Source organism: Salinicoccus cyprini (genome assembly GCF_007713705.1).
GTDB classification, from domain to species: Bacteria; Bacillota; Bacilli; order Staphylococcales; family Salinicoccaceae; genus Salinicoccus; species Salinicoccus cyprini.
The window spans coordinates 18,368-35,001 of sequence record NZ_VMSJ01000003.1; the positions used below are offsets into that span (position 1 = coordinate 18,368).

A 16,634-nucleotide genomic window follows, 5' to 3' on the forward strand; every position below is an offset into this window, starting at 1 on the left:
ACACGCTGCATTGAATGCAGCGTGTTTTTTTATATATTCAGTCTTTACATCTATTATAAAAAACAATTATGGTGTATAATGTAACCAAGGAGGGGATGATGATGCGTATGGAAAATAAAGCCACCCAGCACATGGATATCGACCGTATGATCAATGAAGGCGGCTTCCAGCACTATTTCGTCGGTAGCGACCATCATGAGAGTGATACTCCCCAGCATAATGAACGGAATGTTGTAGTGGACCTGCCGAAGACCATTGATGACCCACCAGAAGAGAAAAGAGCCGGATGATATAAAAACAGGGTGGCATACAAATGTATGCCACCCTGTTTCCATTCTAGTCCTCCACCAGTGTCAGAAGTTTCGGACCTTCTTTTGTCACAACGATGGTATGCTCTTTTTGTGCAACGTAGCTGCCGTCCTTCGTTTCGAACGCCCACTCATCCTTGCCGTCTGTAACGAATGATGCATTGGAGGAGATGAATGGCTCGACCGCGATGACCATGCCCTCTTTCAGCAGTTCGCTGTTGCCAGGCTCATAATAGTTCATGATATGCTTCGGTGCATCATGAAGACTTTTACCGACACCATGCCCTGTAAGGTTCTTGATGACCGTCATGCCGTTCTGTCTGGCGACTTTATGGACAGCACGTCCAATCTGGCTCACTTTCGTCCCAGGCTTTATTTTCTGAAGTGCTTCTGCAAATGCCATTTCACAGACATCCACCACTTTCTGTTTCAATGGATCTGCAGATGTTCCGACGACAAAGGAAATGCCCGTATCTGCAAAGTAGCCATTCTTCTTGGCGGACACGTCGATATTGACGATGTCGCCTTCATTGATGACGCGGGACCCTGGAATGCCGTGCGCCACTTCTTCGTTGATGCTGATGCATGTGTATCCCGGGAAGTCATATTCGCTTGTCGGTGCACTTTCAGCACCCATTTCATCAAGGAGGGCCCCGGCGATTTCATCAATCTCCTTTGTTGTCATACCGGCCCTGGTTGCTTCGACGAGGGATTTCAGTACCCTGCCGCAGATCTGGCCGATCTCTTCGAGGTGTTTCATTTCTTCATCAGTTTTAATTATCATTTCTCTACCCTACTTACCTTAAAAATTTTCTTCTGTAATTATTATAACAAACTCTTCATGCTATACTAGAATGGTACCTATTAAAATATTGAAAGAAGCATGAATATGAAATACGACATTCGCAAAATAATTGGTCCGAGAATCATAAAAACGGGACTTTCCACGTTTCTGACCGCCCTGATATGCATCATGCTCGATCTGACACCGATATTTGCGGTCATCACTGCAATCGTCACGATTGAGCCGACTGCCTACGCTTCCCTTAAAAAGGCCTACGTACGATTCCCGGCTTCAATCATCGGAGCCTTCATTGCAGTGGTATCCCTCTACCTGTTCGGTGAGAATGCATTTACCTATTCCTTGGCAGCGACCTTGACCATCCTGGTTACATACCGTTTGAATCTGCATGCCGGTGTACTTGTGGCAGCCATTACCGCTGTCGCCATGGTACCTTCTGTACATGATGCCTATATCTTCAACTTTCTTTCCAGGCTGGCGACCACAACCATCGGGCTTGCGACCAGTACACTGATCAACTTCCTGATTCTTCCGCCCAAATATGCAGGACAGATCGAAGCGATCACCCAGACGACCACACAGCAGACCCACCAGCTGCTTGTACAGCGGCTGCGTGAGATGATGGCAGGGAAATATGAATCGGACAAAAGCGAAAAGGCCTATACTAAAGTCCAGTCCTCGATATCGAATGCAGAGCAGCTTTTGAAGTATCAGCAGGACGAATACCGGTATCATAAATCGAACCGTGAAGAAATGCGGCTGATGAACCGTCTTGAGCGGGAGCTGCAGTTCAAGAAGCTGTACTTTACACATCTCGGCAACCTGATCTACCTGCCTGAAAATATATCCATGAAATTCAGCGGACAGGAAAAAGCGGCCATTGAAGAAATCATCAGGCATCTGGATGGAGATCCGGATGAGCTGACAATGACAAACTCCGCAGTCCGGTTCATCAGACGCCATATCAGAGACCTCGATGAGGAAGCAGATGCTTTCAAAATCCATATTCTTTACGAAATCATCATCATCTATCAGATGATTGTACAACATCATAAGTCAAGTTCCAAACCCCAGAAACTGCCACCCGGCAGCAAGACCGATCCGGATGCTACATGAAGTCGTATATTGTCAAGTTACGATAGGTCCGGTCAGAGAGCTGGGACACGGTGACCCCGATGAGCCTTATTGGCACATCGGGGTCTTTTAATTCATGATAGAGACTATAGGCATAATGATAGATTTCAGCTTCAGTAAAGATCGGGTTGTTTGCCATCATCTGCCTCGAATGCGTGGCATAGTCCGATGTCTTCATCTTGACGGTGACAACTTTGCCCGCATATTGCTGCAACTCCAGCTTATCCCCCACTTTCGCACTCAGTTCCTCGATGACTTTCAGTATTTCATCATCGTCGTTGATATCATAGTGGAAGGTCGTCTCCTTGCCGATCGACTTACGGATGCGTTCGACCTTCAGTTCCGAAGTGCCGATGCCACGCGCCTTCTGATGGAGACTCGTCCCCTTTTTGCCGAAGTGCTGAACGAGTGCTTTCTCTTCCCACTCATAAAGATCTTTGCCCGTATGGATATCGAGTGATTTCATCTTCTCTTCCGTCACGCGTCCGACGCCGGGAAAGTCACCGATATCCAGCCCGAATAGAATATCCTGTACATTATCATAATGAATGACCGTCGTACCAGCCGGCTTGTTCATCCCGGAAGCGATCTTGGCCAGATACCTGTTATAGGAGATGCCGCTTGATGAAGTCAGCTTTGTCACATCGAATATATCACGCTGTATATCAAGCGCAATCGACTGGGCAGACCGTTCCCTTGAAACAAGATGGGTGATGTCGAGGTACGCCTCATCCAGAGATAATGGCTCCACAATCTCGGTATAGCTTAGGAAGATATCCATGATTTTCTTGGAAACGGCCTTGTAAGTATCGAACCTTGGTCTGACATATATCCCATCCGGACACAGCTTATACGCCTGCTTTGTCGGCATCGCAGAATGCACACCAAATTTGCGCGCCTCATAGCTTGCTGTCGCGACGACTCCCCGGCTTTCCGATTTGCCGCCTACGATGATCGGCCTGCCCCGGTATTCGGGATTATCACGCTGCTCCACCTGGGCGTAGAAAGCGTCCATGTCGATATGAATGATTCTTCTCTCCATAGCATCCACCTGTTAGTAATTATTTATCCCATTATAACATAAGACGAACAGACGTTCCTATCTTCCGCCTGGATATGTCTCGTAGATTGTCATGCCGACTTCGGTGTCCTCTACGTACTCCATATGCCTGTATTTATACAGAAGGTGGACGTAGTAGAAATCACCCGCACATGCGCCGGTATGGATTGCGATCAGGTACTTGTAGGCCACGTTCGGAAAGCTTACCATCAGTATGATCAGCACTGCCGTGATGATCAGGAAAGGCATCAGTATGATGATTGCAAACTGCCGCCTTGTAAATATCTCTCCGGGTGCCGCCGCATAGAAAAGTCCGGCCTTGTAGCCGAATCTGACACGTCCGCCTGGTGCAAATACTTTGAAGAAGATGCCATGGATGGCTTCATGAGCGGTAATGATTGCGAACATGACGGCCATGATCAGAAAGACTGCACCGAAAATACCGAAGCCGTCCATGTCGGCCAGCACGGCACTGATACTGTCGAAGGTGAGCACATCATATATTAGAAACAGCAGGAATAGACTGAATGTTATGCTTAGAACGAGCGTATTCAGAGTACGCATCGCTGCCTTGTCCCTGAAGATGTCGAGTACATACTTGTCCATTGCCCCGCCTCCTTTCAAAAGCACTGTAACACAACTTGTATAAATAATGTTAGACTATCCTATAAATGAATATCGTTCAATTAAGAAACAGGAGGAAATGGAATGGCACGTTTTACAGTAGTGGGCGGCGGCATTGCAGGTGCTTCCACCGCCTATCATCTGGCGAAATCAGGACATCAGGTCACTGTGTATGATCGCGCAGATACAGGCCAGGCAACCGATGCTTCTGCCGGAATCATCTGTCCGTGGATCAGCCAGAGAAGAAACAAGAAATGGTATCGTCTCGTCAAAGAAAGCGCCAAGTACTATCCTGAATTCATAGCACAGCTTCAGGAGGAGACCGGACTTGATACGGGATATAGAAGAGAAGGCTCAATCAGTCTCGTCAAAGATGATCATATACAGAACCTCGCCTTCGAGCGGATCCAATCAAAGCAGTCAGACGCCCCTGAAATGGGTGATGTGCGGAAGGTTTCCAGAGAAGAAGTGAAACGGATGCATCCGAACTTGACCGACCTCTATCCGGGTGTATATGTGGAAGGCGGTGGACAGGTCAAAGGCGCCATCCTGCTCAAGGCACTGAAGGCTGGTTTCATGAAGTATGGTGGGGAATGGATCAACGCGGACTATGATGGACAGAGTGTCGACGGCACGCTCATCTATACGACCGGTGCGTGGGGCATCGAGCAGCGGCATGAGCCGGGAGTACGGCATCAGAGATCGGAAGTCCTCCATTTCAGACTGGCAGACAGCCAGAATAACGACCGTACGCCGGTCATCATGGCACTCGGACCCATCTATATTGTGGAGATGGGATTGAACCAGTATGCCATCGGCACAACCCATGAGGATACGGAAAGCTTTGAAGCCATACCATCACAGGAGAACTATGAGTACTTGCGTGGACTGGCCCATCGCTACTTCCCCGATTCGAAAATCGAAGACGTTCGGATGATGGTCGGACTGAAACCCTATACGAGAGACTTCCTGCCATTCCTCGGCTATGCAAAAGAGAATGTTTTCGTCATCAATGGCATGGGTGCGACGGGGCTGACAGCAAGTCCGCTTGTCGGACGTGAAGTTGCACGCTACTTGAACAACGAAGAGACGACACTCGATATAAACGACTATTCCTATATATAAAGGCAGTTCACGCTGCCTTTTTCTTTTAACGAAAATCGGCTGATTGCTTTGCCAACCTTCATCCATATATTATACAATGAATAAATATCATAAAATCAGTATTCTATTACATAAAAATAAAGAAAGTAGGTGCGATATTGAATATTTTATACAACGAAAAGATATTGCGGAATTTCTTCTACATCTATGCTGTTCTCTTCATCCTTTTTCTCATCTACTTTTTCACCAACATCGAATTCCTGAATCCACTGGTCAATTATCTGGCCTTCGCTGTACTGCTGCTGTCCTGGCTGTTCAGTTCCAAACTGTTCAAGATCATCGGATTCGTCTTCATTTCAACCGGAATCATACTGAGTCTAAGTGCCGGGGAAGAGTTCGGTGCAGTCATCAGCAATACGATGAGCAACATGCCCCTTCTGCTTTTCTTCAGTACATTGCCTTGGATCGGTACTGTCGTCAGAGTCGGCGGACTCGATGACAGCATCACCGAGATGATACAGGATCGTGCAAACAAGGTCGAAAATATTTATGGCAGAAGCATATTCACTACTTATTTTTTTGGGATCTTCCTGAATATTTCAGCAATCTATATCATCCAGCAGCTGCTCGGTGAACTCTTCAAGCGTTCGGAAGTTGCTTTTAAAAATGAATTCATCATCAAATCCACGCTGCGGGCTTTTGCAATGGCTGTCATATGGAGTCCCCTCGAAGTCATCGTCGGTCTGACTGTGGACTCTACCGGTGTCTCCTATTTCACACTGCTGCCCTGGCTGTTTGCAACTTCCGTCATTGTCGGGCTGACCGAAGTGCAGATTACGAAACGGCAGTTCAGAGGACTCACCATCGATGCACCGCTTTATGATATCGACAACAGTGCAATGATACGGTCGATTGTGAAAATGGCCATCCTGCTGTTGTCATTTCTATCAATTGTAATGGTATTGAACGCCTACTCGACGCTCGGCTTCATCATGACGGTGGCATTGATCATCATTCCGTTCAGTTTTGCCGCAGCTTTTGTCATGAAGCGATTCCCGATTTTCCTGAAAGCCGGATGGAAGGCATGGAAGAACCACAATAATCACATGCAGAACTTCTCCGTGCTGTTCCTGTCCCTCGGCGTATTCTCCGGTGGATTCAACAGCAGTGCAGCGCCTGGAGTAATGCAGCAGATTTTCAGCTATGTCGATTCGTTCCTAGTACTGATTCTGCTGCTCATCATGCTGGTCATCTACGGGCTCGCAATGTTCGGTGTGCATCCTGTCGCTACACTTGCCATACTGGCAGAAGTACTGGTGCCCGTAATCACACCAGAAAATGCACTCAGCATCGGCATCGTCATGGTAGTCTGCGGCCTCGGCGTCTCCGCTGCTGCCCCGTACGGCATCAATGCCACCATGACATCACAGAGCATGGGCATCAATCCATACAGCATCACACGAATCAACATGAGTTTCTCAATCAGAATGGCAGCAATCGGCATCGCGATGGCGATGCTCGCCCTGCTGATATGAATATAGGACGCCCTTTTGGGCGTCTGAGAAAGTAGAAATAGAAGCTGCGAAATTCGGAAATATCGTGGAATTGGATGGCATGAGAGGCAAAGTCGAGAAAGTGAATGGAAACTCGGTCATCGTCGATATTCCAATCAATGATAGTTCCGAGGAACATGAGATGTTTGAAAAAACAATAGTCGACCACAAACGTTATAAAATCATCGAAGGTTGATCTCTCTGATCGTCAATGGCGTTTCGGATTTCGAGTTTAGGGTTTCGGCCTATGCTGGACGCCGTTGATGCAGCTATAGATGGAGACGAAGCCGCCCCCCTGCAGACTGGATTTGTTCCAGTTTGTGCGGGGTATTTTTTTTGGATTGGGGTTGGGGATTTCTAACTTGCCATGCCGGCACCCGCGATGGCCAGTTAACCTCCTAACTTGCCATGGCGCCGCCCGTGATGGTGAATTAACCCTCTATCTCGCCATGGCACCTCCCACGATGGTGAGTTAACGCTCTAACTTGCCATGGCGGCACCCGCGATGGTGAATTGGACCTCCTAACTCGCCATGGCGCCGTCCACGATGGTGAGTTAACGCTCTAACTTGCCATGGCGGCACCCACGATGGTGAGTTGGCGCCATCACCACGCCACACTCCACCCAATTCCATACAAAAAAAGACTGCAGACATGTCATTCTGCAATGACTTTGTCTGCAATCTGGGAAGCCCTTCAGGGCTTATTTTTTTGTTATACAGACAGAATATCATTTGATCTGTCGCCTTCTGATCAGTCCATATATGATTGGAATGCCAATCAGCATGAAGATGAGCGGAAGCATCGCGACACCGAACAAAGAGCTTCCTTCCAGTGCAACCGACAGAATTTCCAGTATGACGATTGAGAATATGATCAACGTCATATTTTTAGTCATATTCAGCATCCGGCGGCTGTTGAGATAGAATGCCTCCCGATTATCTTCATTCAGACGTGAGGGGTAGTTGTGCACTTGAGGATGCCTTTCGAGAACTTCCATCAGAATTGTCACCACAACTGCGACGGCAGGCAGAATCAACAGCCTAGCGGGAGATCCATATTGGTCGGCTTCACCGGATAGACCAAAATGAAATGGCACTGCATCAGGCAGTTCACCCCACTTCAACAGCAGAAAAGCAATTACAGCAAGAAAAATACTGTAGCAGATGGCGTTCGACATCATTTCCAGCCGTGTCCTAGGAATAGTGAGATCTGATCGATTCATTCTACACATTCCTTTCAAAGGGATTTAACCATATTATATCATTTAATCATAAAAAAACGGGGAACCCATCGGCTCCCCGTCCTTCATTTACGATTATTTCGTTGTCGCTTTGATTTCTACATCGATGCCATTGTGGGCCATCTTGGAATACGGGCAGACCTCATGGGCTTTCTCCACGTACTCTTCAGCCTTGTCCTGGTCGATGCCTTCGAATTCAACTTCAACTTCCGCTGAAAGCTTGAATCCACCGTCCGATTCGTCTTTCAAGAGTCTTGCTGTTGCCATGACTACGCGCTGCACATCGCCAGCCTTATCTTTTTTCAATACACCATCCAGAGCACTGTTGAAACATGCGCTGTAAGCTGCGGCGAAAAGCTGTTCCGGATTCGTTTCGTTCGTGTCTTCACCGGACATCTGTTTCGGCTGTTTGACATTCATTGAAAATGATTTGTCTTCGCTGTGCACTTCTCCGTCTCTACCGCCTGTATTGATCATCTTGACTTCGTACAATGGTTTCATTAAAGCTCAACTCCTTCATCAGTATGTTTCCATTGTAAGAAACTCACTGCAAACTATCAAATAAACTGCCCGGTCATTCGCACGCATGACCATCCTTATTGCCATCCATTCTAGACTGATACGCTGCATGACCCGCGTGCACACCGTCCGGATAGACCCGTCTCAGCTCGGTACAGTTTGCGAAACGCTCATCTTCACCCTGCGCATCATTCGCGCTTTCCTCCTGATGGATTTCGGAATCATACGGCTGATCGAGCGACCATATGCCGCGCCCTGCCGCTTCAGCTTCCGCCTGTGCCGCCTCCAGCTGCCCGAGGTGTGTCGTATTCGGCGGGTTGATGTACTTGACCTGTGCAAGACCCTCCCTGACCAGCATTTCATTGACCATCTCCCCGTCCGCATAAATATATGCCAGATATCTATCATAATGATCCTGGTCCGGTCCCACATCGAATTCCACTTCAATGCTTGAAGCCTCTTCCAGAATCTCTTTTGTTCTTGCAGAGGCCTCTTTGCCAAACGGCTGTTCACCGATTCTCGGATGGTTCGTTTCGGGAGTATCAATAAGCAGATATCTGAAAGACGCCTCTTCTCCATCAAAGTTGAACCGTGTCGTATCTCCATCAATAAATGATGCTACTGTGACAGGAATCCGCTCTCCCTCTGAAGGCGCTGCATCCTCGGCACCAAAGGTTTCGCTGATTTCACGAACCGGATTCTCATCGGAGTCCACAACAAGGAAAGCGATCGCAAAAGCGGCCAGTGCAGTGACAAATGCAATACCAGCATATCTGAGATGTCCTTTTGCATTTTCCTCTTTTGCATTTTCCTGCTTCTCCATCAGATGAATGATGAATATCCCAATGGCCATCAGCACAAGGTATGCACCGACTACACTGAAACCGGTGCCGAGACTAAGTGCTTCATCCATCAATGCAGCAATGAAACCAAGCACTATCGCAATCGTCATCATCATGATGGAGGCTTGCCAGGATTGCTTATGCCCTTTTTGTGTCGCGTGCTTCACCAGTCCCATACCGAAGATCACACCTGCCATCAAAGCAGCGAAAACAGATAGAATCAAAAACAAATTCATATAATCCCTCTTATTCATTCAATTACTCTAATACTACTACAGTCATCACCAGACACAATCCATTTATACGAATTTATACAATACTTTTCAATATTGCTCATAATCAATATAATTTTATTGATAAACGATAAATGACGTAATATGATAGTATATATCATAATGTGAGGTGTAAAAAATGAAACGTGGATCATCCTTATTTCTAAAAGCTGCAGTCATACTTATGGCCCTGCCGGTCCTGGCTGGTTTCGTCTATCTGATATATTTTCTGATAAGAAATCCATTCAATCCTGAATATGCCCTGATCCTATATCCGATCGTCATCGGCATACTGCTGACAGTACCGCCTTATATCTTCGCACTTTCCCAAGGGTTCAGGATTCTGAACTATATTGACCGGAAGGATGCGTTCTCCAACCTGTCGGTCAAGGCACTGCAGAAAATCAAGATTTCAGCATTCATCATCAGCGGCATCTACTTCATTATACTGCCGTTCGTCTATATCGCAGCAGAAATCGATGATGCACCCGGACTGATCATCATGGGCATGGTACCTGTATTCGCTGCACTGGTCATCGCATTTTTTGCTGCCATACTTGAAAAACTGCTGGATGAGGCCATCCACATCAAAACTGAAAACGAACTGACAGTCTGAGGTGAGAATATGACAATCAGAATAAATATTGATGTGATGCTCGCCAAGCGGAAAATGAGCGTCACGGAACTATCCAATAAGGTGGGCATTACCATGGCCAACCTGTCCATACTGAAAAATGGAAAAGCCAAGGCAATCCGCTTCTCCACTCTCGAAGCATTATGCATCGCACTCGACTGCCAGCCGGGAGATATACTGGAGTATGAAGAAGAAACGAATGAATAGCTGAAGAAGAGCGGCCCATCTGCAAAAGTGGGCCGCTTTTCTTCAGCTGTTATAGTTGTTTTATTATGAATGAAGCGGAAGTTCTTTGGATTGATGGTTGCGTCATCTACTCAAAAGACTGGTTCCTTCCTTCTCAATTTCCCTCTGCTTGAGTTCTCTTCTCAGTATTTTGCCACTGATCGTCGTTTTTGGGAGCTCCTCCATCACTTCAATCTCCCGTGGTGCCACATGGGCAGCCAAGTTGCTTTTGACGAATACACGTATCTCTTCAAGAAGTGCTTCCGACTGTTCGAATCCTTCCCTCAACACGATGAACGCCTTGACAATTTCTCCGCGAATGGTGTCCGGTTTACCGATAACACCTGCTTCCTGGATGGCCTCATGCTCTATCAGTTTGCTCTCCACTTCGAACGGTCCGATACGTTCACCAGCCGAGTTGATCATATCATCATCGCGGCTCTGGAAGAACACATAGTCTTCTGCATCCTGATAGGCCAGATCTCCTGATATATACCAGCCTTCATACTTGAAGTAGGAATCGAATTTATCCTTGTTGCCCCATATCTCTTTCATTAGACCTGGCCATGGTGTGCGGATGGCAAGTTGCCCGACTGCACCTCTTGAGACTTCATTGCCATCTTCATCCAGAATGCCGACTTCCACGCCAGGGAAGGGCCGGCCCATAGAACCCGGTTTGATTTTCTCACCCGGCAGGTTTACGATCAGATGTGCACCTGTTTCCGTCATCCACCATGTATCGTGGATTCTTACGCCGAGCTGTTCCCAAGCCCAATAGATGACTTCAGGGTTCAGAGGCTCACCTACACTGAGTATATGCCTCAAAGACGAAAGATCGTAATTCCTGATCACCTCTCCTTGCGAAAGAAGCATTCTGAATGCAGTCGGTGCGCTATACCAGATGGTCACCTTGAGTTCCGCAATTAGCTGGTACCAGTTCTCGGCTTTGAAACGTCCGCCCTGAACAACGATTGTCGCCCGGTTCAACCATGGGGCAAACAGTCCGTATACACTTCCTGTGACCCATCCCGGATGTGAAGTGCACCAGTATATGTCATCCTCTTTGATATCCAGGACCCATCTACCGGACTGATACTGGTGCGTTATGACACGATGGGCGTGAAGTACGCCTTTAGGCTTGCCTGTCGAGCCGCTCGTGTAGTGGATCAGCATGCCATCTTCCGGGTCCATCCATTCCACAAGGTCCCCGGCATCATTTTCGACTGGAGAAGCCTCGATATCTTCAGCGAAAAGAATCGTTTTCAGTGAAGGAATATCTTCACGAGGGACACGTTCCACCATATCCCTGTCTGTAATCAGAAGTGTACCATTGCAGTCGTTGATCCGGTCCCTTACTGCGTCCTCCATGAATGCTTCAAACAGTGGTCCGGCGATGGCTCCCACTTTTATGATTGATAGTATTGCAATATAGCATTCCGGTGTTTTCGGAAGAAAGACAAATACACGATCCCCTTTTCTGATGCCATTTTCCTTCAGAATCCGAGCATAGTGATCCGACTTCTCTTTGATCTCCTGGAATGTATAGGACCGCTTTTCTTCCCCATTGGCATAATGAAGTGCCGTTTTGTCACCGTAACCATCTTCCACATGGCGATCGATCGTCTCATAGGCGATGTTCAATTTCCCTGTTGATTTGAATTTCAACCCATCCGCTGCATTATCCCACCTGAATGTCCGCCTCGTATGATCGTAGTCCCCTAGATTATATGCACCTGGTACGGGATCTATGATTTTTGCTTCTCTATGCGACAAGATATCCACTTCCTTTCCTATTTTTCAGCAGCTGCCGGCTGGTTCAGATCAAGACTGTCCAGTATCTCTTTCTTATATTCAGCCAATTCTCCGCTTCCTCTTGTTCTTGGACGTGCTTCATTGATTGCGATCTCCCTCTCCATTTCACCAGGCTGTCCGCGCAGTGTAATGATGCGGTCGCACAAGTATGTGGCTTCATCAATATCATGGGTGACAAGCACTATCGTCGTCTGATATGTCTTCCATATATCCAGCAGCAGATCCTGGAGCTGCATTTTTGTGAACGCATCAAGCGCGCTGAAAGGCTCATCGAGCAGCAGCACCTCCGGAGAGGTGACGAGGGCACGAGCTATGGCTGCACGTTGTGCCATGCCTCCTGAAAGTTCCTTCGGATATGCATTTTCATTACCGGCAAGCCCTACATTTTCAAGGAACGTTTTCCCCTTCGATTCCTTTTCCGCTCTCGTTCCCTTCAGTCCAAATGTGACATTTTCCAATACGGTCAGCCATGGCATGAGACGCGGTTCCTGAAAAATGAAGCCGATTGCATTGCGGACCGCCCCGGGTGCTTTTCCATTGAATTCTATACGACCATCGTAGGCGTCATCGAGTCCTGAAATTGCCCTCAGCACCGTACTTTTTCCACAACCGCTCGTCCCCAATAGGCCGATGATTTCACCAGGTTGTGCTGTAAAAGAAATATTCCTCACCGCCGCTTTGTCATTAAAAGTTCTACCGACATTCCGTAGTTCCAGACTCATCGGAACCCTCCTTCTATGATTTCACCATGCCATCCTGCCAATGCAGTGTCCGAGTTTCTATGATTTTGAGTATCCAGTCCGTCAATTTGCCAATAATTGCAAATAGTATGATGCTTGAAAGGATGATTTCAGGCGATAGGGTATTCTGACCCAGTACCAGAAGATAGCCGAGGCCACTGCTCGCTCCCATGAGTTCGGCCGCAACAACAAACATCCAGCCGAGGCCAAGCCCGCTTCTCACTCCTGTCAGAAATGACGGAAGTGCTGCTGGCAGGATGACACGTCTGATCAGCTGAAGATTGTTCAATCCATACATTCTTCCGACTTCGATCAGTTTACGGTCCACTCCGGCGATTCCTCCGATAATATTCAGATACACCGGGAAGAAGACACCGACCGCGATCATCGTCACTTTCGATGGTTCGCCGATGCCCATCCATAGAATGAAGAGGGGCACCCACGCCAACGAGGGAATGGAGCGAAAGGCTTGGATCAGTGGATCAAAAAGCTGTTCCGCCTTTTCGTAGAAACCGACAATCGATCCGACCACCATCGCAGCAACTGTACCAATCAGGAAGCCTATGAAGACACGGTATGTAGTGATTCCTACATGTGTAAAAAGAGTGCCATCCTGGAACATGCCGTTTATTGTGGCGAGTATTGCGGTTGGGGCGGGAAGTTGATAGGCAGGGAATATCCCGGTTCGGCTCAGCACTTCCCATACCGCAATCAAGACAATCGGCAGGATACTGCCGAGCATGATTGGCTGAACCCTCTTCTTCCTTCTTGCAATCGTCTTTTTCTCATCAATGCGTTCATTTGCGGGGACTGCAGTCAGCTGTCCGACACTTTTCTCCATTCATTTCACCTACTTGTGCAATTTATTCGGCGGCTTCAACTGTCTCTTCGGCAAACTTCGGTTCAATCAGATCCGACGTCAATGCCTCGATATCCACTTCGGAGTCGATCACTTCAACTTCCTGAAGGATTTTCCCTGCTTCAACGAGTGCATCGTGATGGGTTTCACCAGGAACAGCGTTTGAAAAATCATTACGTTCAAGCTGCTTCTGAGCCACTTCCTTGTCGATCTGGGCTTCCTTCATCAAAATTTCAGCCGCTTCTTCCGGGTGCTCCTGTGTCCATTTTCTTGCCTTTTCGTATATTTCAATCACGCGTTCAACATACTCAGGATGCTCTTTTGCAAAATCCTCTCTTACATTCAGGAAGCCGTAAGTATTGAAATCCGGTTCCCTATAGAAGAGTTCCGCGCCGGATTCCACTTCGAGACGGGCCATGTGTGGATCCAGCCCAGCCCAGGCGTCCACATCGCCATTGGCCAGGGAAGTGGCACCGTCACTGTGCTGTACATTGACGATTTCCACATCCTCCTGTGAAACACCTTCTTCATTCAGTGACCTGAGCAGGAAAATGTAAGGATCGGTGCCGAGGGTTGCTGCGACTTTTTTACCTTCCAGATCCTGCAGATCTTCTATATCCGAATCTGCATTTTTGACAAGTGCTGTCCATTCCGGCTTCGAGTAGATGTAGACGTTTTTAATCGGAGCGCCATTTGCTTTCGACATCAGAGCAGCAGCACCTGCAGTCGAACCGAAATCGACACTATCACTGTTCAGAAACTCGAGTGCCTTGTTGCTTCCATGGCTGAGTGTCCACTCCACTTCAATGCCTTCTCCTTCAAATGCCTCTTCAGCCCAGCCGAATTCCTTGAGCACCAGGCTTGTCGGTGAATAGTAGGCGTAGTCAAGTCGTATCTTATCCGGCCCGGCCGTCGATTCAGCCGATTCCGCTTCATCCGACCCACATCCAGCCATCACCACGACGAGTACCAGAACTAGAAATATCCACGTTTTATGATTAAAAATTGATTTCTTCATTTTTCCCCTCCTATTCTATATTTCGCATGCATATGTCGAAATGGTCCCTTTCAGCCGTTGTGCTTCCTTATATGTGCATCTATTATGGACAACCTGTATACCACCTTCTCTAGCAATATCTGCAGCTTCCGGAGAGATGACGCCTTCCTGCAGCCAGAAGACTCCAGGATTCACTTCCACCGCCTCCCTGGCAATTCCAATTGCTGCTTCCGGACTTCTGAACACCTGTACCACATCGATAGGCTCCGGCACACTCGAGAGATCCGGATAGGATTTCTCTCCGAGTATTTCCGTCTCCCTTGGATTCACCGGAATGATTCTATATCCAAGGCGCTGCATCTTACGGGCAAGCCTGTAGCTCGGCCTCGCTTCTTTTCCGCTCAATCCCACGACCGCCAGTGTCTTCTGCCTATTCACAGTATTGCCGCTCTCATCCACCACTTTTTCAGTCGGCGAATCGAGTGCCCACCGGATGACACCTTCATCATTGATGATGATCTCCTGTTTCTCTTCAGCTCCGATGCCGGTTGCTTTAGCCAGCGCCTGATTCAGATCCTGCTGTATGTCTCTCACCGATTCGATACCGACGGACAGGCGGACAAGCTCTTCCAGTACACCCGTTTCTTCTAGCTGTTCTTTTGTAAGCTGCTGGTGTGTCGTGGAAGCTGGGTGGATGATGAGTGATTTGGCATCTCCGACATTTGCAACATGTGACCAGAGGGACACATTGTCTATCAACTGCTTGCCTGCAGCCTTGCCGCCTCTGATACCGAAGGTGATGATTGAACCGAAACCATTTCTGAAGCTTTTTTTGGCCAGCTCATGGGATGGATGGTCCGGGAGGCCAGGGTATGTCACCCATTCGACAGCTGGATGATCGTCTAGAAACCTGGCAAGCTTTTCAGCATTTTCATTGTGCCGTTCCACCCGTACATGCAATGTTTCAAGACCTTGGATCAGATGGAATGCATTATGCGGACTCAATGTTGCGCCGAAGTCACGCAACAGCTGAACGCGAATCTTCGTACTGAAAGCCAGTGTCCCAAAGTCGACTGCGTAGCGAATGCCATTATAGCTGGAATCCGGTTCGGTGAATTCCGGATATTTCGCCGTATTCCAGTTGAATCTTCCTCCGTCGACCACTACACCGCCGATGGATGTGCCATGTCCACCGATCCATTTTGTTGCCGAATGGACGACGATATCTGCACCGAGTGCAATCGGCTTGCATACATGAGGTGTCGCAAAGGTGTTATCCACTATCAGCGGGACACCGGCTTCATGTGCAATGGCAGAGACCGCTTCTATGTCCAGTACCTGGAGTCCCGGATTGCCGATTGTTTCGCCGAAGACTGCTTTTGTCCTATCCGTAATGGCAGCCTTGAAATTCTCGGGATCTGCAGGATCCACGAATTTGACATTGATGCCATAGCGCGGCAGTGTCACTGCAAACAGATTATATGTACCTCCATAAAGATTCGATCCAGCAACAATTTCATCACCGGCGCTGGCCAGATTGAGTATGGATAATGTAATGGCAGACATGCCGGATGATGTCGCCACTGAAGCTACACCTTCTTCAAGCAATGCCATGCGCTTTTCGAATACTTCTACGGTCGGGTTGCCGATGCGGGAATATATATTGCCCGGCTCATCCAGTGAAAAGAGGCTTTCTGCATGATCCGTATCATGAAATACATAGGATGTTGTCTGATAGATCGGCACCGCCCTTGCCCCGGTTGTCGGATCCGGAGCCTGTCCACCGTGCAGCGAGATGGTTTCGAGATCATAAGTAGAGTTGTTTTCTTGTGACATGATGATTCCTCCTTGAATATGAATTTATTAAAAAAAGTTCTCTTCTTGTATAAGAAGAGAACTTTGAACCC

At 47.9% G+C, this 16,634-nt stretch carries 18 protein-coding genes; 7 read left to right on the plus strand and 11 right to left on the minus strand.

Annotation, left to right across the window (positions count from 1 at the left end; all coding sequences use genetic code 11):
- Positions 1-101: 101 nt before the first annotated feature.
- Positions 102-290 (plus strand): hypothetical protein, encoded by a 189-nt coding sequence (locus tag FO441_RS07895; protein WP_145288337.1) that lies wholly within the window; start codon positions 102-104, stop codon positions 288-290.
- 46 nt (positions 291-336) lie between these two features.
- Here FO441_RS07895 and map read toward each other — a convergent pair whose 3' ends face one another.
- Entirely contained in the window at positions 337-1,092 is a 756-nt protein-coding gene (gene map / locus FO441_RS07900; protein WP_145288340.1) for a type I methionyl aminopeptidase, read from the minus strand.
- A gap of 105 nt (positions 1,093-1,197) precedes the next feature.
- Between map and FO441_RS07905 the strand changes: the two genes are divergently transcribed.
- Positions 1,198-2,226, plus strand: coding sequence for an FUSC family protein (locus FO441_RS07905; RefSeq protein ID WP_145288343.1), 1,029 nt, complete (start codon positions 1,198-1,200; stop codon positions 2,224-2,226).
- Here the strand turns inward: FO441_RS07905 and dinB are convergent.
- Positions 2,219-3,286, minus strand: coding sequence for a DNA polymerase IV (dinB, locus tag FO441_RS07910; RefSeq protein ID WP_145288346.1), 1,068 nt, complete (start codon positions 3,284-3,286; stop codon positions 2,219-2,221). The two genes, FO441_RS07905 and dinB, sit on opposite strands and share 8 nt — an antisense overlap.
- A 57-nt stretch (positions 3,287-3,343) precedes the next feature.
- Entirely contained in the window at positions 3,344-3,910 is a 567-nt protein-coding gene (locus tag FO441_RS07915; RefSeq protein WP_145288348.1) for a DUF3267 domain-containing protein, read from the minus strand.
- A gap of 102 nt (positions 3,911-4,012) precedes the next feature.
- Between FO441_RS07915 and FO441_RS07920 the strand changes: the two genes are divergently transcribed.
- The 3 genes from FO441_RS07920 to FO441_RS07930 all read left to right on the plus strand — a co-directional run bounded on the left by FO441_RS07920 (position 4,013) and on the right by FO441_RS07930 (position 6,781).
- Complete coding sequence (locus tag FO441_RS07920) at positions 4,013-5,053, plus strand: NAD(P)/FAD-dependent oxidoreductase (protein WP_145288352.1); 1,041 nt, start codon at positions 4,013-4,015, stop codon at positions 5,051-5,053.
- A 137-nt stretch (positions 5,054-5,190) separates the two neighbouring features.
- On the plus strand, positions 5,191-6,567 hold the full coding sequence (locus FO441_RS07925) for a hypothetical protein (protein WP_145288355.1): 1,377 nt from the start codon (positions 5,191-5,193) through the stop codon (positions 6,565-6,567).
- Between the two features lie 37 nt (positions 6,568-6,604).
- On the plus strand, positions 6,605-6,781 hold the full coding sequence (locus tag FO441_RS07930) for a DUF2187 family protein (protein WP_145288357.1): 177 nt from the start codon (positions 6,605-6,607) through the stop codon (positions 6,779-6,781).
- Positions 6,782-7,314: 533 nt separating this feature from the next.
- Here FO441_RS07930 and FO441_RS07935 read toward each other — a convergent pair.
- The 3 genes from FO441_RS07935 to FO441_RS07945 all read right to left on the minus strand — a co-directional run bounded on the left by FO441_RS07935 (position 7,315) and on the right by FO441_RS07945 (position 9,424).
- The gene (locus tag FO441_RS07935) at positions 7,315-7,809 is read right to left on the minus strand and encodes a DUF1648 domain-containing protein (RefSeq protein ID WP_186365508.1); all 495 of its coding nucleotides are present in this window, start codon (positions 7,807-7,809) and stop codon (positions 7,315-7,317) included.
- A 93-nt stretch (positions 7,810-7,902) separates the two neighbouring features.
- A complete protein-coding gene (locus tag FO441_RS07940) occupies positions 7,903-8,328 on the minus strand; it encodes an Ohr family peroxiredoxin (protein ID WP_145288363.1) in 426 nt (141 codons plus the stop codon).
- A 73-nt stretch (positions 8,329-8,401) separates the two neighbouring features.
- On the minus strand, positions 8,402-9,424 hold the full coding sequence (locus FO441_RS07945; protein ID WP_246095082.1) for a thermonuclease family protein: 1,023 nt from the start codon (positions 9,422-9,424) through the stop codon (positions 8,402-8,404).
- Positions 9,425-9,599: 175 nt separating this feature from the next.
- Between FO441_RS07945 and FO441_RS07950 the strand changes: the two genes are divergently transcribed.
- Positions 9,600-10,076, plus strand: coding sequence for a DUF2975 domain-containing protein (locus FO441_RS07950; protein WP_145288366.1), 477 nt, complete (start codon positions 9,600-9,602; stop codon positions 10,074-10,076).
- A 9-nt stretch (positions 10,077-10,085) separates the two neighbouring features.
- Positions 10,086-10,301: a helix-turn-helix domain-containing protein gene (locus FO441_RS07955; RefSeq protein ID WP_145288369.1), complete on the plus strand. Its 216-nt coding sequence runs from the start codon at positions 10,086-10,088 to the stop codon at positions 10,299-10,301.
- A 102-nt stretch (positions 10,302-10,403) separates the two neighbouring features.
- Here FO441_RS07955 and acsA read toward each other — a convergent pair whose 3' ends face one another.
- The 5 genes from acsA to FO441_RS07980 are packed head-to-tail and all read right to left on the minus strand — an operon-like array spanning position 10,404 to position 16,563.
- The gene (gene acsA, locus FO441_RS07960) at positions 10,404-12,092 is read right to left on the minus strand and encodes an acetate--CoA ligase (RefSeq protein WP_145288372.1); all 1,689 of its coding nucleotides are present in this window, start codon (positions 12,090-12,092) and stop codon (positions 10,404-10,406) included.
- 17 nt (positions 12,093-12,109) lie between these two features.
- A complete protein-coding gene (locus FO441_RS07965) occupies positions 12,110-12,853 on the minus strand; it encodes an ABC transporter ATP-binding protein (RefSeq protein ID WP_145288374.1) in 744 nt (247 codons plus the stop codon).
- 13 nt (positions 12,854-12,866) lie between these two features.
- Positions 12,867-13,712, minus strand: a complete 846-nt coding sequence (locus FO441_RS07970) for an ABC transporter permease (protein WP_145288377.1) — start codon at positions 13,710-13,712, stop codon at positions 12,867-12,869.
- 22 nt (positions 13,713-13,734) lie between these two features.
- Entirely contained in the window at positions 13,735-14,748 is a 1,014-nt protein-coding gene (locus FO441_RS07975) for an aliphatic sulfonate ABC transporter substrate-binding protein (RefSeq protein WP_145288380.1), read from the minus strand.
- Positions 14,749-14,763: 15 nt separating this feature from the next.
- A complete protein-coding gene (locus tag FO441_RS07980; protein WP_145288382.1) occupies positions 14,764-16,563 on the minus strand; it encodes a PLP-dependent aspartate aminotransferase family protein in 1,800 nt (599 codons plus the stop codon).
- Positions 16,564-16,634 lie beyond the last annotated feature (71 nt).

Coding starts and splice junctions, on each gene's coding strand:
- FO441_RS07895 (WP_145288337.1), top strand. CDS start 102: ATGCGTATGGAAAATAAAGCCACCCAGCACATGGATATCGACCGTATG.
- map (WP_145288340.1), bottom strand. CDS start 1,092: ATGATAATTAAAACTGATGAAGAAATGAAACACCTCGAAGAGATCGGC.
- FO441_RS07905 (WP_145288343.1), top strand. CDS start 1,198: ATGAAATACGACATTCGCAAAATAATTGGTCCGAGAATCATAAAAACG.
- dinB (WP_145288346.1), bottom strand. CDS start 3,286: ATGGAGAGAAGAATCATTCATATCGACATGGACGCTTTCTACGCCCAG.
- FO441_RS07915 (WP_145288348.1), bottom strand. CDS start 3,910: ATGGACAAGTATGTACTCGACATCTTCAGGGACAAGGCAGCGATGCGT.
- FO441_RS07920 (WP_145288352.1), top strand. CDS start 4,013: ATGGCACGTTTTACAGTAGTGGGCGGCGGCATTGCAGGTGCTTCCACC.
- FO441_RS07935 (WP_186365508.1), bottom strand. CDS start 7,809: ATGAATCGATCAGATCTCACTATTCCTAGGACACGGCTGGAAATGATG.
- FO441_RS07940 (WP_145288363.1), bottom strand. CDS start 8,328: ATGAAACCATTGTACGAAGTCAAGATGATCAATACAGGCGGTAGAGAC.
- FO441_RS07945 (WP_246095082.1), bottom strand. CDS start 9,424: ATGAATTTGTTTTTGATTCTATCTGTTTTCGCTGCTTTGATGGCAGGT.
- FO441_RS07950 (WP_145288366.1), top strand. CDS start 9,600: ATGAAACGTGGATCATCCTTATTTCTAAAAGCTGCAGTCATACTTATG.
- FO441_RS07955 (WP_145288369.1), top strand. CDS start 10,086: ATGACAATCAGAATAAATATTGATGTGATGCTCGCCAAGCGGAAAATG.
- FO441_RS07965 (WP_145288374.1), bottom strand. CDS start 12,853: ATGAGTCTGGAACTACGGAATGTCGGTAGAACTTTTAATGACAAAGCG.
- FO441_RS07970 (WP_145288377.1), bottom strand. CDS start 13,712: ATGGAGAAAAGTGTCGGACAGCTGACTGCAGTCCCCGCAAATGAACGC.
- FO441_RS07975 (WP_145288380.1), bottom strand. CDS start 14,748: ATGAAGAAATCAATTTTTAATCATAAAACGTGGATATTTCTAGTTCTG.
- FO441_RS07980 (WP_145288382.1), bottom strand. CDS start 16,563: ATGTCACAAGAAAACAACTCTACTTATGATCTCGAAACCATCTCGCTG.